21 protein-coding genes are annotated in these 25,980 nt (G+C 72.5%); 11 read left to right on the top strand and 10 right to left on the bottom strand.

What is annotated here, in order from left to right; all coding sequences use genetic code 11:
* Window positions 1–88: 88 nt before the first annotated feature.
* Window positions 89–1,087, bottom strand: coding sequence for an RNA polymerase subunit sigma-70 (locus tag ABEA04_RS16535; protein ID WP_345461040.1), 999 nt, complete (start codon window positions 1,085–1,087; stop codon window positions 89–91).
* 137 nt (window positions 1,088–1,224) lie between these two features.
* Between ABEA04_RS16535 and ABEA04_RS16530 the strand changes: the two genes are divergently transcribed.
* From ABEA04_RS16530 to ABEA04_RS16520, 3 genes are all read left to right on the top strand, one after another.
* Window positions 1,225–2,190 (top strand): SDR family oxidoreductase, encoded by a 966-nt coding sequence (locus ABEA04_RS16530; protein ID WP_345461037.1) that lies wholly within the window; start codon window positions 1,225–1,227, stop codon window positions 2,188–2,190.
* Window positions 2,191–2,260: 70 nt separating this feature from the next.
* Entirely contained in the window at window positions 2,261–3,232 is a 972-nt protein-coding gene (locus ABEA04_RS16525; protein WP_345461034.1) for an NAD(P)H-binding protein, read from the top strand.
* Window positions 3,229–3,708 carry a hypothetical protein gene (locus ABEA04_RS16520; RefSeq protein WP_345461031.1) on the top strand — a complete coding sequence of 160 codons (480 nt, stop codon included), beginning with the start codon at window positions 3,229–3,231 and terminating at the stop codon, window positions 3,706–3,708. Before ABEA04_RS16525 ends, ABEA04_RS16520 begins: the two co-directional genes overlap by 4 nt.
* A 4-nt stretch (window positions 3,709–3,712) precedes the next feature.
* Here the strand turns inward: ABEA04_RS16520 and ABEA04_RS16515 are convergent, their stop codons facing one another.
* From ABEA04_RS16515 to ABEA04_RS16505, 3 genes are all read right to left on the bottom strand, one after another.
* On the bottom strand, window positions 3,713–4,624 hold the full coding sequence (locus ABEA04_RS16515) for an NAD-dependent epimerase/dehydratase family protein (RefSeq protein ID WP_345461028.1): 912 nt from the start codon (window positions 4,622–4,624) through the stop codon (window positions 3,713–3,715).
* Between the two features lie 563 nt (window positions 4,625–5,187).
* The gene (locus tag ABEA04_RS16510) at window positions 5,188–6,345 is read right to left on the bottom strand and encodes a SpoIIE family protein phosphatase (RefSeq protein WP_345461025.1); all 1,158 of its coding nucleotides are present in this window, start codon (window positions 6,343–6,345) and stop codon (window positions 5,188–5,190) included.
* Complete coding sequence (locus ABEA04_RS16505; protein WP_345461022.1) at window positions 6,345–7,142, bottom strand: alpha/beta fold hydrolase; 798 nt, start codon at window positions 7,140–7,142, stop codon at window positions 6,345–6,347. Before ABEA04_RS16505 ends, ABEA04_RS16510 begins: the two co-directional genes overlap by 1 nt.
* Window positions 7,143–8,226: 1,084 nt before the next feature.
* Between ABEA04_RS16505 and ABEA04_RS16500 the strand changes: the two genes are divergently transcribed.
* Together ABEA04_RS16500 and ABEA04_RS16495 are read left to right on the top strand one after the other, a co-directional pair.
* Entirely contained in the window at window positions 8,227–8,877 is a 651-nt protein-coding gene (locus tag ABEA04_RS16500; protein WP_345461018.1) for a LuxR C-terminal-related transcriptional regulator, read from the top strand.
* A complete protein-coding gene (locus ABEA04_RS16495) occupies window positions 8,877–10,067 on the top strand; it encodes an FAD-dependent monooxygenase (protein ID WP_345461015.1) in 1,191 nt (396 codons plus the stop codon). Before ABEA04_RS16500 ends, ABEA04_RS16495 begins: the two co-directional genes overlap by 1 nt.
* Here ABEA04_RS16495 and ABEA04_RS16490 read toward each other — a convergent pair.
* From ABEA04_RS16490 to ABEA04_RS16465, 6 genes are read right to left on the bottom strand one after another with little or no spacing between them, the layout of a single operon-like run.
* Window positions 10,019–10,951 (bottom strand): thiopeptide-type bacteriocin biosynthesis protein, encoded by a 933-nt coding sequence (locus ABEA04_RS16490; RefSeq protein WP_345461012.1) that lies wholly within the window; start codon window positions 10,949–10,951, stop codon window positions 10,019–10,021. The two genes, ABEA04_RS16495 and ABEA04_RS16490, sit on opposite strands and share 49 nt — an antisense overlap.
* A 33-nt stretch (window positions 10,952–10,984) precedes the next feature.
* Window positions 10,985–12,493, bottom strand: a complete 1,509-nt coding sequence (locus ABEA04_RS16485; RefSeq protein ID WP_345461009.1) for a nitroreductase family protein — start codon at window positions 12,491–12,493, stop codon at window positions 10,985–10,987.
* Entirely contained in the window at window positions 12,490–14,385 is a 1,896-nt protein-coding gene (locus tag ABEA04_RS16480) for a TOMM precursor leader peptide-binding protein (RefSeq protein WP_345461007.1), read from the bottom strand. Before ABEA04_RS16480 ends, ABEA04_RS16485 begins: the two co-directional genes overlap by 4 nt.
* Window positions 14,382–15,872 carry a hypothetical protein gene (locus tag ABEA04_RS16475; RefSeq protein ID WP_345461005.1) on the bottom strand — a complete coding sequence of 497 codons (1,491 nt, stop codon included), beginning with the start codon at window positions 15,870–15,872 and terminating at the stop codon, window positions 14,382–14,384. The genes ABEA04_RS16480 and ABEA04_RS16475 overlap by 4 nt, the downstream gene beginning before the upstream one ends.
* Complete coding sequence (locus ABEA04_RS16470; RefSeq protein ID WP_345461003.1) at window positions 15,869–18,523, bottom strand: lantibiotic dehydratase; 2,655 nt, start codon at window positions 18,521–18,523, stop codon at window positions 15,869–15,871. Before ABEA04_RS16470 ends, ABEA04_RS16475 begins: the two co-directional genes overlap by 4 nt.
* Window positions 18,516–19,685: a hypothetical protein gene (locus ABEA04_RS16465; RefSeq protein WP_345461001.1), complete on the bottom strand. Its 1,170-nt coding sequence runs from the start codon at window positions 19,683–19,685 to the stop codon at window positions 18,516–18,518. Before ABEA04_RS16465 ends, ABEA04_RS16470 begins: the two co-directional genes overlap by 8 nt.
* Before the next feature lie 223 nt (window positions 19,686–19,908).
* Between ABEA04_RS16465 and ABEA04_RS16460 the strand changes: the two genes are divergently transcribed.
* The 6 genes from ABEA04_RS16460 to ABEA04_RS16440 all read left to right on the top strand — a co-directional run bounded on the left by ABEA04_RS16460 (window position 19,909) and on the right by ABEA04_RS16440 (window position 25,877).
* Window positions 19,909–20,505, top strand: coding sequence for a hypothetical protein (locus tag ABEA04_RS16460; protein WP_345460998.1), 597 nt, complete (start codon window positions 19,909–19,911; stop codon window positions 20,503–20,505).
* Between the two features lie 252 nt (window positions 20,506–20,757).
* Entirely contained in the window at window positions 20,758–21,717 is a 960-nt protein-coding gene (locus ABEA04_RS16455; protein WP_345460995.1) for an ABC-three component system protein, read from the top strand.
* A complete protein-coding gene (locus tag ABEA04_RS23030) occupies window positions 21,701–21,940 on the top strand; it encodes an ABC-three component system middle component 8 (protein ID WP_425577044.1) in 240 nt (79 codons plus the stop codon). Before ABEA04_RS16455 ends, ABEA04_RS23030 begins: the two co-directional genes overlap by 17 nt.
* The gene (locus ABEA04_RS16450; RefSeq protein WP_345460992.1) at window positions 21,937–23,736 is read left to right on the top strand and encodes a DUF2326 domain-containing protein; all 1,800 of its coding nucleotides are present in this window, start codon (window positions 21,937–21,939) and stop codon (window positions 23,734–23,736) included. The genes ABEA04_RS23030 and ABEA04_RS16450 overlap by 4 nt, the downstream gene beginning before the upstream one ends.
* Window positions 23,737–23,811: 75 nt before the next feature.
* Window positions 23,812–25,320, top strand: coding sequence for a reverse transcriptase domain-containing protein (locus ABEA04_RS16445; RefSeq protein WP_345460989.1), 1,509 nt, complete (start codon window positions 23,812–23,814; stop codon window positions 25,318–25,320).
* The gene (locus ABEA04_RS16440; protein WP_345460986.1) at window positions 25,317–25,877 is read left to right on the top strand and encodes a hypothetical protein; all 561 of its coding nucleotides are present in this window, start codon (window positions 25,317–25,319) and stop codon (window positions 25,875–25,877) included. The genes ABEA04_RS16445 and ABEA04_RS16440 overlap by 4 nt, the downstream gene beginning before the upstream one ends.
* The last annotated feature ends 103 nt before the right edge of the window (window positions 25,878–25,980 follow it).

Genomic DNA, 25,980 nt, shown 5'->3' with positions numbered 1-25,980 from the left:
CAATCGGGAGGGGTGCGCTACCGGGAGGCAGGCTCGGTCAGGCTAGTCGGGCCCCCAAGCCTGACGCGCGCCCGCCGCCGGCCCGTCCTCAGCCCGCGTCGGCCGGCAGTCGCCCGGGCAACCCGAGCCGCTCGAGCTGGTCGGCGTGGAAGATGACGACCTCGGCCACCTCGCCGTCGACCACGCGCAGCACGTCGAGGGTCAGCGGCAGGAACGCGCCCTCGCCCTCGCGCCAGAGGTAGAAGGCCACGGCAGGCTGCCGGTTCACCGCGGTCGGCACGGCGCGCAGCTCGCCCAGCTCGGCGAACCCGTCCGACACCCAGTCGGCCACCACCGCGTCGCGGCCCACGTGCACGCCGGGCGTGGGCGGCATGGCGAAGCGGACGTCGTCGCGCAGCATCGCCGCGAGCGCGTCGACGTCCTTGGCGAGGCTGGCCTCGGTGAAGCGGCGCACGAGGTCGCGGGTGGCGGCGTCGTCCGCGGTGTCGTCGGTCCAGTCCTGCCGCGCGGCGGGCAGGTGCTCGCGCAGGCCCGCCCGGGCCCGCTGCAGCGCGCTGTTGACCGAGTTCACCGAGTCGCCGAGCAGGTCGGCGACGTCCTTGGCGGGCCAGCCGAGCACGTCGCGCAGCACGAGCACGGCCCGCGGCCGCGGCGCGAGGTGCTGGACGGCGGCCACGTAGGCCAGCTCGATCGTCTCGCGGGCGACGGCCACCGCCTCGGGCTCGTCGGCGCCGTCCGCGGGCAGCTCGTCGAGGAGCGCGTCGGGGTAGGGCTGCAGCCAGGTGACCTCGCCGCCGGTGGCCGCCTTCGGCCGCCGCTTCGCCAGCAGGTCGAGGCAGGCGTTGGTGGCGATGCGGTAGAGCCACGCCCGCAGCGTCGAGCGGCCCTCGAAGGTCTCGCGGCGCCGCCAGGCCCGCAGCATCGTCTCCTGCACGGCGTCCTCGGCGTCCTCGAACGAGCCGAGCATCCGGTAGCAGTGCACGTGCAGCTCGCGGCGGTGCCGCTGCGCGAGCGCGGTGAACTCCGGCTCCTCCACCTCGTCCAGCCTCGTCACGTCCGGCTCCTCCGTCAGCGTGGTCGCGCTCATCGCTCATCCTCTCGTCGGTGCTGTCGACGGTGTGACGGCGACGGGCCCGAGAACTCATCACTGCTCACGTGCAGGGGTGAGCGCCCTCCCTCGCGGGGAGGGTGACCGGGCGGTCGCCGGCCGCGAGGGTCGGGAGCATGACTGAGGTGCGCCCGGTGGCCGTGGTGACGGGTGGGACGGCGGGAGTGGGCCGCGCGACGGTGCGCGAGCTCGCCGCGCGGGGCTACGACGTCGGCGTCCTGGCGCGCGGCGCGGAGGGGCTGCGGGCGACCGCGGACGACGTCCGCAGGTCCGGTGGCCGGTGCGTGACGGTGGTGGTCGACGTCGCCGACGCCGCCGCGGTCGACGACGCCGCGCGGCAGGTGGCCGACGAGCTCGGCCCGATCGTGGTCTGGGTCAACAACGCCTTCGTCGGCACGCTGGCGTGGTTCTGGGACAGCCCGGAGGAGGAGTTCCGCCGCGTCACCGAGGTGACCTACCTCGGCCAGGTCAACGGCATGCGCACGGCGCTGAAGCACATGCGGCCCCGCGACCGCGGCTCGATCGTCAACGTGTCGTCGGCGCTGGCCCACCGCTCGATCCCGCTGCAGGCCGCCTACTGCGGCGCCAAGCACGCCATCGTCGGCGCGACCGACGCCATCCGCACCGAGCTGAAGGCCGAGGGCAGCCGCGTCGGGCTCAGCCTGATCACGCTGCCCGGCGTCGACACCCCGCAGTTCTCGTGGAACCTCAACCGGATGCCGCGGCGTCCGGCACCCGTGCCTCCGTTGATCACCTCCGAGGTCGCCGCCCGCGCGATCGTCGACGTCGCCGAGCGGCCGCGCCGGCAGACGTGGGTCGGCCTCGGCACCGTGATGACCGTGCTCGGCGGCCGCTTCGCACCGTGGTTCATGGACGCCTACCTCGCCCGCACCGGCGTCGAGTCGCAGCAGACCGACCGGCCCACCCACCGCGGGCACGGCAACCTCTACGAGCCGTCCGACGAGCACCAGGACGCCGGCGCCCACGGCGACTTCGGCGATCAGGCCCGCGACCGCGACCCGGTCTCGGCGGTCGGCCTGCTCGCCACCCGGCTGCGCGCGCGGCTGGCGCAGCGCGCGTGACGCAGGTCATCGTCCCGCCGCGGGGGCCGGGTGAGCCCGCCCGCGGCGTCGCGTGGCAGGTTCGATCCACATGACCTCCACGCCGCGCCGAGTGCTCGTGACCGGATCGACGGGCTACGTCGGCTCCCGGCTGGTGCCCGAGCTGCTCGAGGGCGGCCACACCGTGCTGGCCGCCACCCGCACCGAGTCGAAGACCGACGACTTCCCGTGGGGTGACGAGGTGCAGCCGCGCATGCTCGACGTCGCGGACGACGCCTCGGTGCGCGCCGCGGTCGAGGGCGTCGACGCCGTCGTCTACCTCGTGCACGGCATGGACTCCGACGACTTCGTGACCAAGGACCGCGAGGCCGCCGAGCGCATGGCCGCCGCCTGCGCCGACGCCGGGGTCGAGCGCGTCGTCTACCTCTCGGGACTGGTGCCCGACGGCGAGCTGTCCGACCACCTGCGGTCGCGCCACGAGGTCGAGCAGGTCTTCCTCGACGCCGAGGTGCCGGCCACCGTGCTGCGTGCGGCGATGGTGATCGGTGCCGGGTCGACGTCCTACGAGCTGCTGCGGCGGCTGAGCGAGCGGGTGCCGCTGCTGACGCCCGTGCCGGCGTGGATGCGCCACCGCATCCAGCCGGTGGCCGTCGACGACGTCGTCCACCTCATCCGGCGCGCCGTCGAGGGGACGCCGCGCAACCGCGCCTACGACGTGGGCGGCGACGAGGTGGTCACCTACCCCGAGCTGCTCGACCGCTACGCCTCGGTGGCCGGCCTGCGCCGCGCGCGGTTCCCGGTGCCGTGGGTGCCGGTCTGGCTCGTCGGCCGCGCGTGCGCGCTGATCAGCGGCATGGACCGCTCCACCGTCGAGCACCTCGTCGAGAGCCTGTCGGTCGACATGGTCGCCGAGGAGGACGACGTCCGCCGCGACCTGCTCGAGCCCGGCTTCACCTGGACCGGCGTCACCGAGGCGCTGCAGCGCTCGCGGCGCACCGACTCGGCGCCCGGCACCTCGCAGCGCGGCGACGTCCAGTCGTCGGCCGCCACCGACCCCGCGTGACCGCCGCCGGCACGGCCGCCACCGCCGGGCGGGCGCTGCTGGCCGGCGCCGCCGGCTCGGCGGCCATGTCGGCGACGAGCCGCCTCGAGCGACGGCTGCTGCCCGACAGCGTCGACGTCGTCGACTACGACGCGAGCTCGCACGTGGTCACCGCCGTCGCCGCCGTGCTGCGCCGCGAGCCGCGGGACGGCGGCGAGCACCGCGCCTACTTCGCGCTGGCCCACTGGGGCTACGGGTCGGCGATCGGCCTGGCCTACCCGGTGCTGCGCCGCCGGCTCGGCCCGGGGTGGGCGGCGCCGGTGGCGCTGTGGGCCGGCTGCCAGACCATGGCCCTCGTGCTGCTGCCCACCCTCGGCGACACCCCGCCGCCGTGGCGGTGGCGCGGCCGACTGCTCGCCACGTCGCTGGCCGGCCACGTCGTCTACGTCGTGGGGGTCGCCGCCGCCACGCGCGCGCTGCGGCGGAGGTCGTCCTGACGGCTCAGCGGCCGGGGTCGGCGAGCACGTCGCGCCAGGAGTGCTGCGGCTCGTAGCCGAGCAGCTCGCGGGCCTTGTCGATGCAGTAGAACGTCTCGTCGCGGCCCATCGGACGCCGCACCTCGACGCCCTCGTAGAAGCGTGCGATGACCTCGTCGGTGGTCGCCGCGACCGACATGTCGGCGTTGGCGACGTTGAAGACCTCGTAGCCCAGGCCGTCGGTCTCGAGGGCGTGGAGCGTGAGCCGACCGAGGTCGCGGGTGTCGATGTAGGCGAACAGGTTGCGGCGCCGCAGCGAGGGGTCCTCGAGGAACGGCGGGAACAGCTCGGCGTACTCGTGCGGCTCGATGACGTTGTTGATGCGCAGCCCGTAGACGTCGGCGCCGGTGCGGGCGTGGAAGGAGCGCGCCACGACCTCGCCGGCCACCTTCGACATCGCGTAGGAGTCCTCGGGCACCACCGGGTGCTCCTCGTCGACCGGTACGTAGAGCGGCTTGCGGTCGCCCTGGCCGAAGCAGACGCCGTACGTCGTCTCCGACGAGGCGAAGACGATCTTGCGGATGCCGAGCCGGGTGGCGGCCTCGAGCACGTTGTAGTGGGCCAGGATGTTGGTGGCGAAGGTCTTCTGGTCGGAGTGGACCTGCGGGGCGGGGATGGCGGCGTAGTGGACGACGGCGTCGTACGCCGACCCGTGCGTCAGGTCGAGGCCGTCGTCGTCGAAGTCGCCGGGTGCGGGCACGCCCGCCATGGCCGAGTAGGTCTCGCCGGCGTCGGTCAGGTCGACGCGCAGGTCGATGACGTCGGGGTGGCCGAGCGGGGTGAGGTCGGCGTTGACGACCTGGTGGCCCTGGGAGGCGAGGTAAGGAGCCACGTGGTGACCCGCCTTGCCGCTGCCGCCGGTGAAGAAGATGCGCATGACCTCCAGCGAACCACCCACCCTCCGCCCTCCCCCACCCCTCGGGGCGGGGGTGACCACACGCCATGCCGACGGTCGAGCTCGAGACCCCTCTCCGTCGACGCCACCTGGGCTCCACGGACCCTGCGCCTGTCGAAGGGCGGCCACCGGTGGTCGAGCAGGCCGAGCGCCCGCGCGAGGCCGTCGCTCGCTGCTCAACCACGAGACGCACCCCCACGATGGTCGAGGTGCGAGGCCGGCCACGGCCGAGCCTCGAGACCCCTCTCCGTCGACGCGACCTGGGCTGCACGGACCCTGCGCCTGTCGAAGGGCAGCCACCGGTGGTCGAGCAGGCCGAGCGCCTGCGCGAGGCCGTCGTCGAGACCCCGCACCGACCACGCGAACGCGCCCGATCACGGCCAGGCCCAACGACCAAGCTCAGGGTCCGTGCAGTTGCGCCGACCTCCGCGGGCCGGAGGTCTCGAGGCTCGTCGCCAGGGCTCCTCGCACCTCGACCATCGTCATCCGACCCCGCCAGTGGTCGAGCGGGCCGAGCGCGAGGCCGTCGGCGGGACCGTGGACGGTCAGGGGAGTTGGGGGGCGGCGGCGAAGGAGATGACGGCGATGTCGTCGCTGGCGTCGCCGCCCTGGAAGGTCAGGACGGCGTCGGCGACGCGGGCGGTGACCTCGCGGGGGTCGTGGGGGGCGGAGGCGATCAGCTCGCCGAGGGCGGCCTCGCCGAACAGCTCGCCGCCGCGGTGCGCCTCGGTGACGCCGTCGGTGTAGAAGGTGACGACCTCGTCGGCGAGCGTGTGCTCGACGCAGGTGAACCGGGCCTCGTCGAACAGCCCGATGGCGCTGCCGAACTCCCCGAGCTCGGTCACCGATCCGTCGCGACCCCGCACCAGCGCCGGCGGGTGGCCGGCGAGTGCGAGCCGCACCCGCCAGCGGCCGTCGATCTCGGTGAGCAGGGCGAGGACGACGGTGCAGTAGTGGCCGAGCTCGTCGCGGTCGAAGCGGCGGTCGAGCTCGTGGAGCAGGTCGGCCGGGTCGGGGTGCTCCACGGCGAGCGCGCGGATCGTGTAGCGCACGAACGAGGTGACGACCGCGGCCGACGTCCCCTTGCCGCTGACGTCGCCCAGCGCGATCACCCAGCTGGCCGCGTCGACCCGGAAGACGTCGTAGAAGTCGCCGCCGACCACCGTGCCGTCGCCGGCGGGCCGGTAGGTGGCCGAGACGGCGAGCCGCGGGATGGCCGGCGGCGCGGGCGGGATCAGCGTGGCCTGCAGGGTCTGGGCGAGGGCGGCCGCCTGCGACCGGGCGCGCTCGGCGGCGCGGGACGCCTCGAGCAGCCCGTCCTCGTAGCGGTGCCGCTCGCGGGTCTCGAACACCGCGAGCCGCACGCGACCCGGGACGACGGCGTCGGCGCGCGCGTTGACCAGCACCGGCACACGGGTCTCGTCGGGCCGCAGCAGGTCGAGCGAGACCTCGCGCACGACCCCGTCGTGCTGCAGCACCGGCCACAGGTGGGTCTGCAGGTAGACCCGGCCGCCGGCGGGCAGCAGCGAGGCCAGGGTGCAGCGTCCGGCGACGGTGCCGGGCTCGCGGCCGACGATGCGGTGGAACTCGGCGTTGGCCGACGCGATGACGCCGTCCGCGTCGAGGACGACGTCGCCGCAGGGCAGGTCGTCGTCGGGGGCGGAGCCGGTCGACGCGTCGTGCTGCTCGGCCCGGGCGACCATCAGCCGGCCGTCGTGAGGAAGCGCTGGATCGACCTCGTCGTCTCGTCGGGCGCGGTGAGGTGGGGGCAGTGGCCGCGGGTGTCGATCACCTCGAACGTCGCCCCGGGGATCGTGTCGGCCACGAACCGGCCGGCCGACATCGGGGCGACGACGTCGTCGCGCGCCTGCAGCACCAGCGTCGGCACCGTGACCGCGGCGAGGTCGTCGCGGTTGTCGCCGCGGAACGTCACGGCGGCGAACTGCTCGGCGACCTCGGGCCGGGTGCGGCAGAACGACTGCTCCAGCTCGTGTTTGACGTCGCCGTCGGTACCGGCCACGAGCCGGGCGAGGGGGTCCTGCCAGCCGAGGTGGTTGCGTCCCATCAGCGCCAGCAGGTCGGCGATGTCGGCCTCGGCGAACCCGCCGACGTACCCGTCGTCGTCGAGGTAGCGGGCGGACGGCGCCACCAGCACCAGCCGGGAGACGAGGTCGGGCCGCGCCGCCTGCACGAGCACCGCGATCATCGACGAGACCGAGTGGCCGACCAGGGTGGCGCCGGTCAGGTCGAGCTCGTCGAGCAGCGCCACGACGTCGTCGCGGTAGCCCTCGAGCGAGCCGTGGCGGACGGCGTCGTAGGCGGCCGGGTCGGCGGCGCCCGAGCCGGGCAGGTCGAAGGTGACGACGCGGTGGTCGCGCTCGAGGGCGGGCGCGACGAGCCGCCACATCTCCTGGCCGCAGCCGAATCCGTGCAGCAGCACGAGCACCTCGCCGTCCACGCGGCCGCGGACGGCGGCGTTGAGGTGCGTCGCAACCGGCATGCCAGAACTTTAGGGCGGACGGCGTCCGCGCACCGCGGTTCCACCCCCACCGGTGGTCGGGCAGGCCGAGCGCCTGCGCGAGGCCGTCCCTTGCGGCTCGACCACCGGAGTGGCACCCCCACGGTGGTCGAGGTGCGAGGCCGGCCACGGCCGAGCCTCGAGACCCCGCACCGTGAACGCGAACGTCCCCGTCCCAACGACCACGCTCAGGGTCCGTGGGGTCGCGGCGGCATAGGAGGGCCGGAGGTCTCGAGGCTCGTCGCCAGGGCTCCTCGCACCTCGACCATCGTCACCGGCCGCTCCGCCGGTGGTCGAGGTGCGAGGCCGGCCACGGCCGAGCCTCGAGACCGCGCACCGTGAACGCGAACGTCCCCGTCCCAACGACCACGCTCAGGGTCCGTGGGGTCGCGGCGGCACGGGAGGGCCGGTGGTCTCGAGGCTCGTCGCCGGGGCTCCTCGCACCTCGACCATCGTCATCCGGCCGCTCCGCACGATGGTCGAGGTGCGAGGCCGGCCACGGCCGAGCCTCGAGACCCCGCACCGTGAACGCGAACGTCCCTTCGACCGGCTCAGGGTCCGTGGGGTCGCGGCGGCACGGGAGGGCCGGTGGTCTCGAGGCTCGTCGCCGGGGCTCCTCGCACCTCGACCATCGTCATCCGGCCGCTCCGCCGGTGGTCGAGGTGCGAGGCCGGCCACGGCCGAGCCTCGAGACCGCGCACCGTGAACGCGAACGTCCCTTCGACCGGCTCAGGGTCCGTGGGGTCGCGGCGGCATAGGAGGGCCGGAGGTCTCGAGGCTCGTCGCCGGGGCTCCTCGCACCTCGACCATCGTCATCCGGCCGCTCCGCCGGTGGTCGAGGTGCGAGGCCGGCCACGGCCGAGCCTCGAGACCCCGCACCGTGAACGCGAACGTCCCCGTCCCGACGACCAAGCTCAGGGCCCGTGTCGTGCGTCGGCCTCGGCGGGCCGGTCGCACCCCACGGGCACAACGTGCCAGCACCACAAGTGCCCCCTGCGATCCCGTTGTGAGGGCCTGGTCGCTGGCGCAGGCTGCAGGCATGGGAGTGGAGCGAGGGAGCGAGACCATGACGATGACCGACGACCGACGACCGACCACCCGCGGCGCGAGCAGCGCGCTGCGGCTGGTGGTCTGGCACGAGTGTCGACTGACCGCGGAGGTGATCGCCGAGTCGTTGCGGGCGGCCACCCAGGCGGGGTCGATCCTGGTGCTGAGCGACCTGCACGACCTCGGCCGCGAGGCCGCCCGCCTCGGCAAGTGCGTGGCCGTCGTGGCCGGCGACATCGGCCCGAACGTGCTCTCGGCCACCAAGCGCCTGGGCGTCGAGGCGCCGAGCTGCAACGTCGTCCTCGTGGCGACGCAGCCCACGGCGGCGATCGTCGACGAGGCCACGCGCGGCGGGTCGGTGAGCATCGTGAGCCACAACGCCGGGATGGCGCACCTGATCCACGCCGTGCGCGGGGCGGCCGCCGGCTGCCCGACCATCGACGTCGGCGTCGTGGCGCCGCGGCCCGAGGCGGACGCCTCGCCGCTGAGCCGCCGCGAGCGCGACGTGATGATCCTGACCTCGAGCGGCTGCCCCATCAAGGAGATCGCCGCCAAGCTGTTCCTGACCCCCGGCACGGTGCGCAACGTGAGCTCGTCGGCCATCCGCAAGGCCTCGGCCCGCAACCGCTTCGAGGCGGCGCGCCTGGCCAGCGCCCACGGCTGGCTCTAGTGAGCCAGGACGACGTCCTCGTCGTCGGCGCCGGACTCGCCGGTCTCGTCATCGCGGGCGCCTGGGCGCACCGCGGCGGGCACGCCACCGTGCTCGACGCGTCGGCGTCCGTGGGCGCGTCGTCCGCCGGCGGCGGCCTCCAGATCGCCCCGCCGACGGTCGCGGTGCTGCGCCGGCTCGGCGTCGACCTCGACGCGGCCGGGGCGGTCGTCGTCCACGCGCAGGAGACCCGCGCGAGCGACGGCCGGCTGCTCGGCCGGGCGCCGCTGCACGCGTGCGAGCAGCGCTACGGCACCCCCTACGTCACGGTGCGGCGGGCCGACGTGCACGCCGCCCTGCTGGCGCGCGTCGCGTCCGTCGCCGACGTGCGCCCCGGCACCGCCGTCACGTCGGTCCACGAGACACACGAACCCGTCGTCACCCTCGCCGACGGCCGCACGCTGCACCCCGGCACGCTCGTCGGCGCCGACGGCATCCGCTCGGTCGTCCGCGCCGCCCTCGGCCCCGACCGCCCCCTCTACTCCGGCCTGTGGGCGCACCGCGCCCTCGTGCCGCTCGCGGGCCTGCCCGCGCACCTCGCCGCGCCCGTCGTCCGCCTCTGGGTGGGGCCGGGCGCGCACGTCGTGGCCTACCCCGTCGCCGGCGGCCGCGAGCTCAACCTCGTGGTCGTCGTCCCCGGTGAGGACGACGACCCCACGGCCCCGGCCTGGACGGCGGCCACCGACCCCGAGCCGCTGCGCCGCCGCCTGGCCGACTGGCCGGACGACGTCCGCGCCGTGCTCGACGCCGTCGAGATGCTGCGCGGGCACGCCGTGCACGACCGCGCCCCGCTCGAGCACCTGACGAGCGGGCGCGTCGCGCTGGTCGGCGACGCCGCGCACCCGATGGCGCCGTTCCTCGCGCAGGGCGCGAACCAGGCGGTGGAGGGCGCGGTCGAGCTGGCCGCGGCCCTCGCCGCCGCCGACCGGCCCGCGGCGCTGACCGCGTACGAGCGCCGTCGCGCCAGTCGCGCCGGGCACCTGCAGCAGGGCTCGCGGCGCTCGGTCGCGCTGCTGCACCTGCCCGCCGGCCCCGAGCGCGACGCGCGCGACCGCGCGTGGGCCGCCGAGACCGGCCTGGCCCACCGCGACCGGCTCTACGGCTACCCGGTGGCGACGCTGCTCGGGAACGCGCTGGCCAGCAGCGCGTAGGTGCGCAGCTCGTCGAGGATGCCCAGCCCCAGCCGGTTGTGGGTCATGTGCACCTGCGACGAGACGATCTCGCCGGGGTGCCGCTCGGGCGCGAGCGCGCGGACGTCGTCCACCAGGCCGCGCACGGCCTCGTGCCACGGCGCGAACGGTCCGTGGGCGGTGGGGTCGACGGGCACCGCGGCGACCGTCTCGGGGCTCGTGGCCAGGGCCGCGCGGACGGCGTCCGCCGGGTAGCCGAACTCCTCGGCCCAGCGCCGCCAGGCGCCGAGCCCGATGCCGTAGAAGACGGCCTGGTCGGCGGCGTCGCCCAGGGCGGCGGCCGCGGCGATCGTGGCGCGCAGCGCGGTCGCCGCGCGCTGCCCGCGGGTGGGCGAGGAGCGCAGCACGGCGAGCACCAGGCGGCTCGACAGCTCGAACAGCGCCTCGTTCGAGGCCATCAGCGCGGCCCCGCCGTAGCGGGCCAGCTCGGGCTCGTAGACCGCCGGGTGGACGCCGAGCCGGCGCACGTCGGCGACGACCCGGTTCTCGCCGGTCTCGGCGCGCGCGTGGCGGGCGGCCTCGTCGCCGAACGCGGCGACGTCGAGCGGCGTCTCGTCGTCGCGGGCGGCGCCGGAGGCGCGCAGCGACTCCTCCAGCAGCGCGGTCGTGGCGACGACCTGCTCGGTGGTCAGGTCGGCGACGCGCAGCCGCACGTGGGGGCCGCCCTGCCAGTAGCGGATGAAGAACCAGTCGTGCCCGGGCAGCGTGGCCACCACCGGCGCGACGGTCTCGCGCAGCACGCGGTCGGCGGCGCTGACGGCGGCGGTGCCGAGGTGCAGGTGCCAGGCGGTCCAGTCGCCGAGCGGTGGCGCGGCGGTCTCCGGGGTGGGATGGGTGGTGGTCATGTCGAGCTCCTCTCGGGTCGTGCGGTGGGCGGGTCAGGTGCGCAGGTCGAGCTGGACGCCGCCGACCGGCGGGTCGGTGCCCACGCAGACGGCGATCGCGAGCATCTCGTCGGGCTCGAGGCCGAGGGCGTCGGCGACGCCGGCCTCGGGGAAGGCGCGCATGGGGCGCGCGACGAGGTCGTGGGCGGCGGCGCTGAGGCACAGCCCCTGGGTGGCCCACCCGGCGGCGAGCTGGGCCGCCGTCCAGGCCGCGGGGCCGTGGGCCTCGACGAGGTCGCGCGGGCGCACGGTGAGGAACCAGAGCGCCGTGGCCGACCCGATGCCGCAGCCGACGCCGGCGTCGCGCGGGTAGCCGTAGCCGGCCTCGATCGTGGCGGCGAGCCGCGGGTCGGCGCGCTCCTCGCGCAGGGTGCCGTCGGGGGCCAGGCGGTGCAGGCCGTCGCGGACGCCGTCCACGCCCTGCAGCACCACGCGCACCGTGGTGGCGGCGTGCACGTCGGCGAGCAGCCCGGACGGCGGCGCGTGCCGCAGCCAGGCGACGGCGTCCGCCAGCACCTTGGCGGGCACGGGCCGGCGCAGGAACGAGAACCCGTGCAGGCCGCGCGGCATGCGGCCGGAGCCGCGGCGCCACATCACCTCGGCCCAGTCGACGGGCTCGGCGGGCGGCACGAGGTCGTCGGGGACGCCGGCGGGCAGCGGCACGGTGGGCCCGCCGACCGGGTGCCGCGCGAGCACGTCGGCGACCTCGCGCAGGCAGGGGTCGTAGTCCCGCGGGGCCACGGTGGGGCGCGGGAGCCCCGCGCCATGGGGGCGCGCGGGGCCCACGCGCCACACCGGGCTCCACGCCCCCGGGTCGTCGAGCGGGACGTCGTCCGGCACCGACCCCTCCCCCGGCGGCGTCACCCGCAGCGGCAGCCCACGCAGGGTCGCGGCGACGGCGAGCTGGCGCAGCACGATGCCGAGCTCGAGCCCGACGAGACTGCCGCGCATCCAGCCGTACAGCGACGGGATCGCGGTGTAACGGCCGGTGAGCGCGACGCTCGGGCCGGGGTCGGCCCGCCCCTCGCGGTCGGGGCCGAGGTCGAGGGTGGCGTGGGCGTCGGGCTGCAGCAGCCCGACGCGGCCCGCGTGGCGCTCGAACGCGCGCACCGGGAACAGGCAGCGGGCGCTCGGGTAGGCGCGGTGGTCGTTGTAGGGGTTGTCGGGGTCGCGCCGGGTGGGCCCGAAGGTGGCGGCGACGACGTGCCCCCACGCATCGACCGGGTCGGCTGGGTCGGCGTCGCCCTCCCCTCCGGGTCCACGCGGCGCGGCGTACGGCTGGGCGGCGAGACGGGCGGTGGCGCCCGCCGGCCAGGGCCGTGCCCGCCCCACGACGGCGGACGGCGCGAGGTCGCGACCGAGGTCCTCCGCGACCGGCGGCGCGTCGGCCGGCAGCGCCCATGCGGGGGTCACGGGGTCGTCGTCCCCGAGCGCGAAGCGCCACCACCACCGCTCCCGCACGATCGGCCCGGCGTCCGGGCGGGTCGCGAGAGCGGTGCTCACGGGAACGGGTGCGGGTCGAGCGGGCCGGACGGCGCCTCGGCCAGCGCGGCGTCGAGGCGCGGGATGCCCTCGAGCCGCTGGTGGGCCGTGCCGAAGCACATCGGCACCGTGCCGGGCACGAGGGCGCGCACGGCGGCGATGCCCTGGTCGTGGTGCTCGACCGACGACTGGTCGACGAGCACGACGTCGGGGCACCCGGCCGCGGCGAACCGGTCGGCCACGAGGTGCAGCAGCCCGCGGACGTCGCCGCCGGCGGCCCGGCTGATGGCGGCCGGCCAGTCGGGGAACGCCTCGGCCATCGTGGTGGTGGGGCCGCCGAGGCCCACCGCGGCGCGCGGCGCCGTCTGGGCCACGGAGTAGTAGCGCACGTGGTCCTCCAGCTGCAGCACCTGCCAGCGGTCCTCCAGCATCGGTGCGACCGTCTCGGGCGACCAGTCGATCGGCATGGTCACCAGCTGGGCCACCTCGCGCAGCCCGCTCACCACGGCCGCGACCGGGTCGATGCCCGAGCCGGCGCTGGAGAACGAGGCCGGGAAGGCGCCGTCCTCGCGGATGGCGAGCACCCAGAGCACGGGCAGGTCGACGTCCTGGGTGGCGACGAGCACGTGGACGTCGTAGCCGCGCGAGCGCACCAGGCGCGTGAGGGCGCGCACCGACTCGTCGTCGATGGTGTCGACCGGCACGGCGGGCAGCGGGCGCTGGCGGTGCCAAGCCACCTGGAAGGCGTCGCGCTCGGCCACCTCGAACAGGGCGTGCAGCGCGGCCTCCTCGAACGACGTCCCGAGGGCGCAGCCGCTGGAGGACTCCAGGAAGCAGCGCCGCGGCGTGCGGCCGGGGGCGCGGGCGGCGACGAGGTCGTGCCGGTGGTGGTAGTCGTACTGGTAGAAGGCGAGGTCAGCCGGCACCAGCCGCGGGCGGCCGGTGGCGAGCTCGTGGCCCCAGACCCAGTCGATGGGCAGGTCGGGCGTGAAGTGCTCGACGTCGTGGGTCGGGTGGGCGCGCTGCTCGGCGGTGTAGGTGCCGAGGCGGCGCGGGTCGAGGGCGTGGTCGCCCAGGTCGACCATCGGACGGTCGGTGACCACCGTGGCGTCGTAGGGGAACCCGGCCAGCCGCTCGTAGGCCTCGAGCACCGCGACCGAGCGGGTGCCGGCAAACCGCAACGCCCGGCCGTGGCCCATCACGGGGCCGCCGGCGACGACGGCCATGCTCATGGCGAACGGCGCGTTCGACTCGCGCAGGATCCGGCGCACCGGCCCGAACCGGGCGTCGACCACGCGCTCGTCGAGCGTCCTCTCGTCGAGCAGCGGCGTCGGCTCGGCGCCGCGCGAGGCGTCGTCCGGGTGCGCGGGCACGGCCCTCAGCGCCAGCGGCGCCGGCGGCTCGACGTCGGGCGACGCGGCGGGCAGCACCCGGCACACCGAGCACGCGTTGCTGCGCGCGATGCGGTGCCGCCGCTGGCCCTCGACGCCGACCGCCAGCAGCTCGCCGTCGGCCAGCGGCCGCTCGGCGAGCACGTCGGCGGCGCCGTCGACGAGGTCGGGCAGCGCCGGGTCGAGCGGGGTGGCGGGGCCGGTGCGCCGCAGCCCGGGGTGGGCCTCGAGCGGGTGGGCCAGCACCTGCCGCTGCCGCGCCTCGGCGCAGCCGGCGCAGCCGACGGGCGCGCCGGCCCGCCACCGCGGACCCACCAGCACCTCGGCGGCGTCGATGCGCATCGAGACCAGCGGACGGCCCGAGCCGAGCGCGGCGGCCACGGCCTCGCGCTCGGTCTGCAGGTCGAAGCCGCGGTGCACGACGACCTCGACGTCGCCGAGAGCGGCGACGAGGCGGTCGAGCGCGGTGGCGAGCTCATGGGTGAGAGCAGTGCTCTCGAAAGACGGCTGGGTGATCGTCATCGCTCGTCGGCCTCCAGTCGCACCGGGCCCGACCAGAGCGAGACGCCGTCGTCGGGCGCGGGCAGGGCGGGGTCGTCGACGGCGCGGACGCCGATGGCAGTCACGCCGCGCGCCTCGTTCATCGCGAGCACGTCGTGCGCCAGTCGAGCGATCTCGACGTCGGTGGCGCGTACCAGCGCGTCGGTGCCGACGGCGGCGACGGTGGCGGGCTCGGCGCTGCGGGCGGCCTCCTCGGCGGCGCGGGCGAGCGCGGCGGCGTCGTCCCGGGCCTCAGCGTCGGTGCGGGCCCAGGCGAGGTGTCCGCCGCTGGTGGCGCGCACCCAGTCGAGGCCGTGCACGGGCCGGGCGGCGAGGTGGCGCAGCACCCCGTCGAGCAGCCAGCGCAGCCGGGTGGTGCCGGCCGCTCCGGCGGGTCCGCCGGCGTCGCGCCGCAGCTGCAGCGCGAGCGAGAGCGAGACCGCCGCCTGGTCGGCCGCGGTGGCGACGCGGCTGGGGCCGCGGTGGGCGATCGGGACGCCGAGGCGCAGCGCGTCGGGCAGCTGCGGCAGGTCGAGCCCGCCGGCGGCGTCGTGGCCACCGCTCCAGGGGGCGGCGGCGGCCTCGACCAGCTCGCGCAGCTTGTCGGGGTCGGGCGCGAGGTCGCGCAGGTGGCCGCGGTGGGCCCGCTCGAGGCGGTGCACCGTGCCCGAGACCGTGCGGCTGAGCCGCACCGTCTCGGCCTGCGCGCCGAGGCCGCTGAGCACCATGGCGGGCACGGCCTCGCGGACGGCGTTCGCGGGGTCGCGCAGCACGTCGAGGGCGAGGACGACGGCGTAGCCGGCGGCCGCGACGTCGGCGCCGGGCCGGGGCAGGTCGCCGCGGTTGAGCCGGTCGGCCCACGCCCTCACGCGCCGCCACAGGTCGGTGGTCGGGGCGCCGGGGTGGCGCACCGAGACCAGCGCGACGCGGTCGGCGACCTGCACGACCACGCGCGGGGCGTCGTCGTCGGTGGCGTCGAGGGCGACCACCAGGTCGGCCTCGGCCGGGTGGCCCGGCACCACGTCGCCGACGCCGGCGCGCAGCAGGCCGCGGCGGACGGCGTCCATGGGGGCGCCGGCGCCGTGCACCCGCACGGTGGTCGACTGCAGCCGCGCGAAGGTGGCGTAGGGGTCGGGGTCGACCGACTCCAGGTGCGCGAGCGCCTCGGCGTGCCGGCCGCGGACGGCGTCCGACGGCGGCGGCAGGCTGAGGGTGTCGAGGTCGAGCAGCAGGTCGTGCGCGAGCAGCTGGGTGAGCACGGCTCGCACGAGCGGTCGGGCGGGCTCGCCGCCGAGCAGCTCGGCGAGCTCGGTCTCGCTGGCGCCGCGGTGCAGCGCCGGGGCGATGGTGTCGAGGGCGAGGGCGAGCACGTCGGAGCCGCGCAGCGCCAGCTCGCCCGCGACCCCGCTGACGAACACGCCGCCGGGGACGGGGGCGTGGTGCAGTCCGGGTCTGGCCATCAGGGTCATGTCAGTGCTCCTTCGTTCTCGGTGGTGGCTGGGTCGGTGCGGGGCGGGTCGTGCTGGACGGGCCCGTAGCGGAACTCGTCGCCGGGGCGCTGGACGACCTCGACGACCCACTCCGTGGCGTGGGGCGACTCCCCCACCGCGGGCGCGGCCTCCTCGAGGTAGCTGACGGTGTCGTGGGCGCGGCGCTCGAGCATCCGCGGCAGGGCGTGCACGGCGACGGCGCTGGCCAGGTCGAGGTACTGCGGCTTGTTGCGCAGCCGGAAGTCCTGCGACTCGGCGGTGACGGCGCTGTCGGGTCCGGTGTCGCGCGGGATGGTCTTGAGCACCACCTCGGCCGGGACGCCGTGCCGCGCACGCCAGCGGGTGAGCTCGACGAGCCGGGTGGCGTCGTCCGGGGCGCGGACGGCGTCGTCGAGGTCGGGCCCGGGGTACCAGCGGCGCCGGGCGACGACGACGTCGCCGACGCTGATGCGCGGCAGGGCGAGGGTCTGGTCGTGCAGCTCGGGGTGGGCGGCGTGCCACTGGTCGGGGAGGCTGTTGTAGAGCCGGCCGGTCATGGTGAGGCCGGAGGCCACCGACAGCGCGGGCGGGTAGAGGCCGGGGTGGCCGCCGCCGAGCGGCAGCACCCTCACCTCGGCGCCGTCGTCCGGGTCGACGACGGCGAGCCGGCCGGCCTCGGTGCGCAGCCGCAGCCGGTGCCAGTCCTCGGGGTCGAGGCCGTGCTCGAGCACCCGCGGGTGGGCGTTGACGTTGAGGCCGTGCAGCGATCGGTCCTCGACGAGGCGGTGCGGTCCGCCGTACACGTGCTCGAGCCGGGCCCGCAGCAGGTGGACGGCGCGGCCGCCGACGGCGGCGTCGGCGCCGAGGAACCGCGAGAGCAGCATGCCGTGGCCGGGCAGCCCGTCGTTGAGCACGAGCCGGTCGCCGGCGCGCTGCACGAGCGCGCCGTAGCTGAGCGGCGCCTGCCGCAGCGGGTCGGGCAGCCGGGCCAGCAGCGCGCGGACGTCGTCCGGCTCGAGCCGCAGCTCGTCGCCCCCGGCCGCGACGACGGCGTCGAGGCCGGCGTGCACGGTGGCGGTGACGTCGCGGCGCAGCGTGGTGAGTGCGACGACGGTGGCGCGGGTGGCCGCATCCACACCGCCGACGCCGCCCAGGCCGTCGAGGGCGCGGCCGACGGCGTCGGGGTCGCTGCCGGCGGCGGCGAGCGCCTCGGCCGCGGCGGTGACGTCGCCGACGAGGGTGGGTGCCTGCTCGACGAGCGGCACGTCGGCGTCGGCGCCGTAGCGGCGGGCGAACAGGCCGGGCATCACCGAGCGCACGTCGTGCAGCCAGTCGAAGACCGAGAGCAGGCCGGCGGCGGGGCCGAGGTCGGCGAGCGCGCCGGCCCAGGCGTCGGGGTTCACGTGGGCGGGCGGCACGTAGTAGTCCTCGTGGGCGGGCACGCGGGCGGGCCGGCCGCTGCGGGCGCTGAGCTCGACGAGCGCCTGCTCGACGCGCTCGAGCACGTCGCGGCGGCCGGGCTCGCGGGTCTCGAGGTCGGCCAGGGCGGTGCGCACGGCGGCGACCACGTCGGCGACACCGGGGTCGGCGTCCACCGCGCCGGCGAGCAGCCGGTCGACGTCGTCCCAGCGGTCCTCGGGGTCGGCGTAGCGGCAGAGCATGCCGCGGCGCAGGGCCTCGTCGAGGAAGGTGCGGGCCAGGTCGGGGTCGCCGGTGGCCTTGGCCAGCACGTCGCGGACGGCGTCGAGGCGGCGCGGGCCGAGGCGGACGGCGTCCACGAGCACGCCGAGCAGCCCGGTGGCGGCGACGGCCATGCGGGTGGTGCCGGCGGGTCCGGCGCCGAGCCAGAACAGCCGGTCGCCCTCGACGACGGCGGTGGGCGGCAGGCCGCACCAGGCGGCGCGCGGGTCGAGGCCGCCGACGAGGTAGGCCAGCATCACGCGGTCGAGCGAGGCGTGGGCCGACGCGCCGTCGGGGGTGACGAGCGCGGGGTCGACGGCGCCGTCGGCGGCCGTGGCGGGCACGGCGAGCGAGACGGCGGTGAACCGCGAGAGCGGGCTGGTGCGTACGGCAGCGCGGGTGAGGTACTGCAGCAGCCCGCGCTCCGACTTGCGGTGGCGCGAGGCCGGCTGGTCGCCGCGGTCGAGCACGTCGCGGTAGCGCTCGGCCTGGGCGGCCACCTGGGGCGCGACGAGGTCGAGGGAGCGGCGCAGGTCGGGGTGGCCGACCTGCCGGGCGAGGACGACGCGCTCGCCGCGGGCGGCGTCGTCGATCGCGCTCGTGACGGCGTCGAGGGCTGCGTCGCGGGTCGTGCGGGCCGTGGCCCAGGCGACGGCGTCGTCGTGGACGTCGGCCGGGGCGGGCCGGTCGTTGTGGACGGCGCGGCGCAGCGCCACCAGGGCGCGGCGCTCGTCGGGGTCGGTGGCGGCGCCGATGCGCTCGTAGAGCGCGTCCTCCGCGGCGGTGGTCGCGACGGCGAGCGCCTGCTCGGCGTCCACGAGGGCCTCGAGCAGCTCGCGCAGCGCGGGGTCAGCGAGCCGCTCGCGCAGCAGCGGGTTGCTGCGCAGGAACCACAGGCCGTCGGTGACGGCGCGGCGGTCGGCGGGCTCGACCTCGGTGGTCAGGTCGGTGATGTCGAGCGTGCTAGCCACGGTCGGCCTCCTGGGTCAGGTCAGCGGTGGGGCCGGCGAGGCGGTCGCGCCAGGTGCTGCCGAGCACGTCGTCGACGGCGCGGGCCACGGCGTAGGCGGTGTAGTAGCGCTGCATCGGCGGGACGCCGAGCACGGGCAGCTGCTCGTAGGCGAGGTTGACCAGCAGCCGGTAGCCGGTGAACCAGCCGCCGTGGCCGCCCTCGACGCCGGCGGCGTGCACGGTGCGGTGGAAGTCGGTGTCGGGCTGGGCGCCGGTGGGGCCCTGGGCGGCGGCTCCGGGCGGGCCGAGGTGGCTGACGGCGCCGGCGCCGCCGGTGCCGCTGACGGCGTCGAGCAGCGCGCCGGTGACGGTGCCGCGCGAGACGGCCGCGTCCACGACGCCGGAGTTGTAGCCGAGCGCGTTGCGCCAGCCGGTGGCGACGGCGTCGGTGCCGCCGTCGATCCGCGCGCGGACGACGTCGCGGAACAGCTCGGCCTCGCCGTCGAAGCGGCGATCGAAGACAGGGCGCACGTCGGCGGTCGGCCTGGTCCAGGCGAAGAAGCCCTCGGCGTGGGAGTGCAGCGAGAAGACGCCGAACCCGATGCCGAGGGTGTGGGTGTCGGCCATGGCGGCGAGCACCTCGGCCACGCGGCGGGTGGCGAGCGCGGTGTCGCCCGGGTGGGCGGCGAGGTCGTCGAGGGTGGCGGCGAGCGGCGCGCCCAAGGTGCTGGCGCACACCAGCCGCAGCTCGTCGAGGGTGGGCTCGCCCGTGCCGACGTCGTCGACGGTGAGCACCTGCACGTCGCCGTGCCCGCGCATGGGCAGGTAGGGCGGCGGCACCGACTCCAGGCGCCCGAGCTCGCGCGCGGTGGGCAGGTAGTCGGCCTCGGTGACGGCGTCCTCGGCGCTCGACGGCGGGCCGGCGTCGGCCTGCCGGGCCAGCGCGGCCAGCTCGTCGGGCGTGATGCCGTCGACGACGACGTCCACGTGCGGGCCGTACCGCCAGCCCCGCTTGAGGTGCGCGAGGCGTCGTCCGCCGTCGCGGGCCCGGCGCCACAGCGGGACGGCGTGGTGGGCCAGCCAGTCCTGCGTGATCGGGGCGCGGGTGAACAGGCGCACGCCGCCGGTGGTGGTGCCGGCGCGCGGCTGCACGTCCGGTGTGGTCGTGGGCGCTGTGGTCATGGCGTCCTCCCTGCTCGAGGCGACCGGATGGCGGTCGCGTGCTTCGAGCCGTCACTCTCACCGCGTTCTCGCAGGTCAGAGGCCGGTGGACGTCGGGACGGTGACTCGTGTCATGCGCCGGGTGACATGCCGTGATCGGGCCTGGTGGTCACTCGCTGCCAGGCACCGAGTGGCCACCCCCACGGGGTTGTCACCCCTCCTCCGGGGGCGCAGCGTGAGGGGCATGACTATCGGCCACACCGACCACCGAGTCGACGCCGTCGACCCCACGTGCACCAGCCTCGACGAGGGCCTGCGGGTCCGCGGCGTCTGGATCCTGTCGATCTTCGCGGTGGTGTGGACGGCGGTCGCCGCCTCCGGCCTCTCCGAGACCGGCGCCTCGCTCTGGGCCCTGCCCAGCGTGGGCGTCGCCGTCCTCGTCTCGGTGGGCCTGATCGTGACCGCCCGTCGCCGAGCTCACGACCCCGCCCTCGCCCGCGTGCGCCACCTCCCGTCCTGGTGGTCACGCGGCGTGGGCGTGGTCAACGTGCTGCAGATCGTGGTGATCGCCGCCGTGGCCATCACCCTCGCCCGCACCGACCACGCCGCCTACATCCCCGCCGCCGTCGCCGTCGTCGTCGGCCTCCACTTCGTGCCACTGGCCCGCGCCTTCGACCAGCCGCAGTACCGCACCCTCGCGCTCCTGCTCGTCGGCGTCGGCGCCGCCGGCGCCGGCCTCGTGCTCGCCGGCGCCGAGGACGTCGTCGTCCAGGCTGCGGTGGGGTACGCCAGCGCGATCACGCTCTGGGCAACGTCCTCGAACGTCGCGACCCGCAACTAGGTGTGCTGGACAGTACGTACCGCTGATGTGCGAGAGCAGGCACCCGCGTCAGTCCGCCCAGAATGACGTTGCACCTCTTCCCAGGTCTTCCAGCACATTCGTCCTTCACTTCGGACGGGACGCGCCGCGAGGTATGCGCGCGAACTAGTCCCTAGGGAAGGCGGCAACTCCTCACTACGCCTACTGGGACTCCTGTCACGACTTTTCGCCGGAATGCTCAACCCCGCCATCCCCGCGGGCTAGTGTTCCGTCGTGCGCTACCCCTACGAAGACCTCGACGACTCTCGATTCGAGGATCTGGTCGTCGAGGTCATGCGCAAGCTGTTTGGCGAAGGGGTCGAGTCGTTTGCACCCGGCAAGGACGGCGGTCGAGACGCACGCTTTCGTGGCACGGCCGAGCGATTTCCGAGCACAACTGACCCCTGGCGTGGAGTGACCATCGGTCAGGCCAAGCACACGAGTGGTATCAACCTCCACTTCAGTGACAACAACTTTAGCGGCGAGGACAACGCTTCTTCGGTTATTTCCAAGGAGATCCCGAGGATCAAGAAGCTCGTAGAAGCTGGAGAAATCGACAACTACATTCTGTTTAGCAACCGGCGCCTGGGTGGGTCCACGGCTCCCAGCATCGAAGCGCGGCTCGCGTCAGCCACAGGGCTCGCCCGCGAGAGCATCCGTCTCGCGGGCGTTGAGTTCCTCGACCGGATCTTGCGTCGATACCCGGAGTTGATCAGGCTCGCGGAGATCGACCCGATTGACGGACCGTTGTTGGTCTCCAGCTACGAGATCGCCGAAGTCATTCTCACTATATCAACGCAGCTGTCGGCGCCAATTCCAGTCGAGGACGCGCCGGTTGTTGATCGCGTCTCTTTCGACCGGAAGAATGAAACCAACGCGATGAGCACAGAATTCGCCGCGCTGCTTGAAGAAAAGTACCTGAGTTATACGGCGAAGATCGAAAAGTTTCTAGCTGACCCGGCTAACCATGATGCGCTTCAACTCTATCAAAGCGCAGTGGACGATTTCCAACGAAAGATCGTCGCGAAAAAGCGAGAATATCAATCGTTCGACGATGTTTTCAACTATCTAGTCGACTTCCTGGTTAAACGAGACGCCGTCCTGTCGCGTAACCGTCCACTACTGGGCGCTATGATCTTCTACATGTACTGGCACTGCGACATCGGAGAGAGCCCTGATGCTGCTGCCGAATAAGCATTCGCACCCCGATCAGACTGTACTAGCAGCGGCTGTGACAATCCTTAAGGAACTTCGACGGAAGCGCGTTGTAACTTACGATGACCTCAAGGCATCCTTGGATGTTCGCGTGCGCTCTGCCGACTACCTCTTCTCGCCGGCCGTGAGTCTGCTTTACCTTCTCGAACTCGTTGAGTACCGGCCTACTGTAGACTCGTTCGAATACGTCGGTTCAGAATGAAGTTGTATCGCCTTTACTCGAATAGAGACGATGTCTTCCAGGCCGTCCAATTCAACCGCGGACTCTCCGCCGTGATGGCGGAAATTCGGGTTCCTGCCAATAGGCAACTCGATACACACAACCTTGGCAAGACCACCATCGGTGAGTTGCTCGACTTTTGCCTTCTGCGCGGGAAGAATCAAGACTTCTTTTTGTATAAGCACGGCGAGCGGTTCGCGGACTACACCTTCTATTTGGAAGTTCAACTTCCTGACGGCCGTTTCCTGACCCTCGCCCGCCCGGTAACGCCGGGATCACGTGTGTCGTTCGCCCTGTCCGAGGCTCCGTTGCGTGACGTCACGACTCTCGATAGCTCGTTCCAGTGGGATCATGTGGGAGTCGCATTCGATCGCGCCCGGCTTCTCTTGGATGGCTACCTTTCTCTGGATGTGCTTCAACCGTGGCATTTCCGAAAACTGGTGGGGTACCTGATTCGCTCTCAGCGGGACTACCAGGACGTCTTTCAGCTTGGGAAATTCTCCGGCAAGCACCAGGAGTGGAAGCCGTTCGTAGGGCACCTCCTTGGACTGTCACCTCAACCCGTCATTAACCTGTATTCGAAACGAGAAGAACTCGCTGAAGTTAACGCGGCGCTGGCAACCCTGACACGCGAATGGGGAGGCGACGACGTCGACGCCTCCGTAGTCGACGGGCTCATTTCTGTCAAGCGCCGAGAGATAGAGACCCGTACGGCTAGCCTAGATTCTTTCGATTTTTACGAGGTCGACTTGCGCCTGACCGCGGAGGTCGTAGAGGGCGCAGAACAATCTATCTCCGCGTTGAATGACGAGAGCTATCGGCTGGCGCAACTGATGCAACGCATTTCCGAGTCGATTGCCGGGGAACAGGTTGTTTTTCGGCCGCGTGAAGCTGAGCGCCTTTTCAACGAGGCTGGGGTCGTCTTTGGTGAACAGATTAAGCGGGACTACAACCAACTGGTCGCATTCAACCAAGCCATCACGAACGAGCGACGCGAAGCCCTGCAGCAACAGCTTGCGCGCGCCCAACAGCGCGCAGCGGAGATTCGTTCCGAACTCGATCGTCTGAACGATGACCGCGCTCGATCGCTCGAGTTTCTTCGTGAGTCGGATGCACTAGTGAAGTACAAAGAGCTCTCTCGCGAGTTGGCTACCCTGCAAGGCGAGTTGAGCGCTCTGGAGGCTCGGCGATCCGCCGCCTCACGTCTGCTCGAACTGCGGCGCAGTGCACGCGCCTTGCAGGAAGAGTTCGGGCATCTCGAGACCCAAGTCGAGTCTGAGATTGAAGAACTAAGCGCGGATGAAGGGTCCCGCTTTGGTCGGCTGCGTAGGTATTTCACTGAGATTGTCTACGAGGTACTGGGCCAAAACGCGCTCATTGCGATTCGAGTCAATAGTCAAGGCGGGCTCGAGTTCACCGCTGAATTCATCGGCGACGCTGGCAATGCCACGAGCGGAGACCGAGGGACCTCGTACCGAAAGCTTCTATGCATTGCATTCGACTTGGCGATGCTACGCGCCTATTCCGACGTAACCTTCCCACGGTTTGTTTACCACGATGGAGCGCTCGAACAACTCGAGCCACGCAAGCGAGAGAAATTGATCGGCGTGCTTAGAGAATACGATCGGCTTGGTTTTCAGCCTGTCATATCGCTCCTTGACAGTGATCTCCCTGCGCCGCTCGGATCGTCACCATCAACACTTTCCGCAGGCGACGTGGTACTGACTTTGCACGATGAAGGCGCCAGCGGACGACTGTTCAGAGATGAGAGCTGGTAGGCGACGGCGGTCATGCACCTGCCCCTAGCATGGGGTTGTCGTGCGTGATCGCCGGGAATAAAGGGGATGTCATCCATGAGACCGATTGAGGCAGGCGACCTCGCCACTCTGGACTTCACGAAGGCGGCGGCCGCGGAGGCGCTTGCGTGGCGGAACCTTCTCCCGCCCGAGCCATGGCTAGGGGTCGTCGCCAAGTACCCCGAGTTGTTTGGTGATTACGTGCGAACCCGCTTAGAGGCGGGGATGGCAAATGCCCCCGTGGTGGTAGCGCGCGCTCGGAAGGCTCACCAGCAGACGCGTCCTGTCCCGGTGGTGGGGATACCGGAAAGAATCGCGTACCGGGCGCTAAGCAGCCGGGTACTCGCGGACATCGCGTCAGTTGACAGGTCTTCTGAGGCGTACGCCAGATTCGTTGCTGGTCCCATCGAAGCTGCGTACCAAGGAAAGCGTTTCCTTCGCGTGAGCGATGCCGTATATCAGTACGTCATCGAGTCTGATATTACCGCATTTTACGAGTATGTCGATCACGCCCGTTTGTTGGCCGAATTGCAGTTACGAACTTCGGAAGTCGGGCCTCCCCAATTGCTGGTCGAGTTGCTGACTGAAGTACAAGGGCGCTCATTCGGACTGCCGCAGTTGCTCGATCCCTCCGATGAGCTTTCGGAAGTCTATGCACGGATCGTCGAGAGGGAACTTCAGCGGTCCGGGATTGAGGCTTGGCGGTACAACGACGACTTTCGTTTGGCGGCCCGCACGTACGACGAGGCTCAAGCGAATCTCGAAGCTTTGGCGCAAGTCGCTAGTACGGTGGGGCTAGTCCTAAATGAGAGAAAGACCCGAGTTGTAAAGTTCTTCAACTACTTTTGGAAGAACTGGATCGAATCGCCCACGGAGGGTGATGTCGAATTCAAACCCGAGCTGATCAAAGCTGAGGGTGTCTACGGGGAACTGGATGACGACGGTCTAGCCGAGCTGGCCAAGGAGAGTTTTGAGAGGCTAGACCAGCCTGCAGGTTCCCCGACTCACTTGGACGCTCGGGATCTTTCCGCCGAGGACTCCAGGCTCCTGGGGCGGGCGATCGCCATCTCAACGAAGCAGGCGAACTCTGTCGGGCTGAAGCATGTCTCCACTCTCTACGAGTACGCGCCGCATCTGACTCATCGACTCGGCCCCTACCTGGTAGCGCTAAACGTGAAAGCCGTCGATGTCGGCCCCACGTGGGATGCGCTGGTGGGCCGCGGTCAATTCTTCAACGCCTGGCAGCGTGTGTGGTTGGTCTACGTCGCCCGAGTGTGTGGGCTGCTATCGGACCCAGCGCGCCAGGGTTGGGTCCAAACGCAGCGAACCGAAGGCGATGCCCTTCTGCGAGCCGAAGCAACTTTGGCGCTGGCGCCATTCAAACTCGCAAGCTTCGACGACATTGATCGGGCCGTGCGCTCTGAGCCCGAAGCGCTTCTACCCTGGTACGCGCTTGCGGCGAAGGCGATCCCAAACGTGAACGCCAAGCGTCTTGAGGCCTTGAAGGAGAGCCACCGGCTTGTGGAGTTGCTTCTCCATAAGCCGGAGAAGAAGCCGAAGTCATGACCAGTGATGACCCTGCCTGGTCCCTTACGGACGACGCGTTGGTTCTGATCCTCCACGCGGGCGACGTTCACGACTCGCTTCGTGCCCCCGACACCTTCAGCACACTGCGTCCGGGACAGCTAGGGGGAGCCACCGAGAGGCAGGCGTGGCCGCGAGAAACGGCAGTCCTGAGGTTGATCGCGACGGTGGAGGCGTTCGCGAATGCGGCATCCGAGTTGTCCTTCCGGCTCAAGGGGCTGCCGGTCCCCAAGGAGCCGTTCACTTGGCCAGCGCGAAAGAAGCACTACACCCTGTACCACGGCTTCTCTCTAGAAAGTTGTGATGGCTGGCGGCCGGTAGAGGCCGGGATAGACCTTCGAAACTGTCTCGCGCACGGGCTCGGGAACCTGACAGACCTGCTGCTAAAGGACGAGTCTCTGGGCGCTCGAATGAAAGAGCTCGACGTGGTGGTGAGCGGCAACAGGATGCACTTCGCGCGGTCGACTGTCCCGACGCTCGTCATTGCTTGTCGAAAGTTTGTCCGAAGCTTGGAACAGCAGCTCGTCGCGCAGTTGTAGTAGCCGCACCGCCTTGGTTTGCCGACCAGATGCCAGGCCAGGACGTGCCCGTTCTAGGTCGAGAGAGTGTGTCCTTCCGCCGCGACTGACGTAGCGGCTAGAC

Source organism: Nocardioides marinquilinus, from assembly GCF_039543705.1.
GTDB lineage: Bacteria > Actinomycetota > Actinomycetes > Propionibacteriales > Nocardioidaceae > Nocardioides > Nocardioides marinquilinus.
The sequence above is the reverse complement of the archived record's forward strand: the minus strand, read 5'-3'. Positions and strand labels throughout refer to the sequence as shown.

Excerpts from the sequence above, each read along its gene's own strand:
- ABEA04_RS16535 (WP_345461040.1), bottom strand. The coding sequence starts at position 1,087 with ATGAGCGCGACCACGCTGACGGAGGAGCCGGACGTGACGAGGCTGGAC.
- ABEA04_RS16530 (WP_345461037.1), top strand. The coding sequence starts at position 1,225 with ATGACTGAGGTGCGCCCGGTGGCCGTGGTGACGGGTGGGACGGCGGGA.
- ABEA04_RS16525 (WP_345461034.1), top strand. The coding sequence starts at position 2,261 with ATGACCTCCACGCCGCGCCGAGTGCTCGTGACCGGATCGACGGGCTAC.
- ABEA04_RS16515 (WP_345461028.1), bottom strand. The coding sequence starts at position 4,624 with ATGCGCATCTTCTTCACCGGCGGCAGCGGCAAGGCGGGTCACCACGTG.
- ABEA04_RS16510 (WP_345461025.1), bottom strand. The coding sequence starts at position 6,345 with ATGGTCGCCCGGGCCGAGCAGCACGACGCGTCGACCGGCTCCGCCCCC.
- ABEA04_RS16505 (WP_345461022.1), bottom strand. The coding sequence starts at position 7,142 with ATGCCGGTTGCGACGCACCTCAACGCCGCCGTCCGCGGCCGCGTGGAC.
- ABEA04_RS16500 (WP_345461018.1), top strand. The coding sequence starts at position 8,227 with ATGACGATGACCGACGACCGACGACCGACCACCCGCGGCGCGAGCAGC.
- ABEA04_RS16490 (WP_345461012.1), bottom strand. The coding sequence starts at position 10,951 with ATGACCACCACCCATCCCACCCCGGAGACCGCCGCGCCACCGCTCGGC.
- ABEA04_RS16480 (WP_345461007.1), bottom strand. The coding sequence starts at position 14,385 with ATGACGATCACCCAGCCGTCTTTCGAGAGCACTGCTCTCACCCATGAG.
- ABEA04_RS16475 (WP_345461005.1), bottom strand. The coding sequence starts at position 15,872 with ATGACCCTGATGGCCAGACCCGGACTGCACCACGCCCCCGTCCCCGGC.
- ABEA04_RS16465 (WP_345461001.1), bottom strand. The coding sequence starts at position 19,685 with ATGACCACAGCGCCCACGACCACACCGGACGTGCAGCCGCGCGCCGGC.
- ABEA04_RS16460 (WP_345460998.1), top strand. The coding sequence starts at position 19,909 with ATGACTATCGGCCACACCGACCACCGAGTCGACGCCGTCGACCCCACG.
- ABEA04_RS23030 (WP_425577044.1), top strand. The coding sequence starts at position 21,701 with ATGCTGCTGCCGAATAAGCATTCGCACCCCGATCAGACTGTACTAGCA.
- ABEA04_RS16450 (WP_345460992.1), top strand. The coding sequence starts at position 21,937 with ATGAAGTTGTATCGCCTTTACTCGAATAGAGACGATGTCTTCCAGGCC.
- ABEA04_RS16445 (WP_345460989.1), top strand. The coding sequence starts at position 23,812 with ATGAGACCGATTGAGGCAGGCGACCTCGCCACTCTGGACTTCACGAAG.
- ABEA04_RS16440 (WP_345460986.1), top strand. The coding sequence starts at position 25,317 with ATGACCAGTGATGACCCTGCCTGGTCCCTTACGGACGACGCGTTGGTT.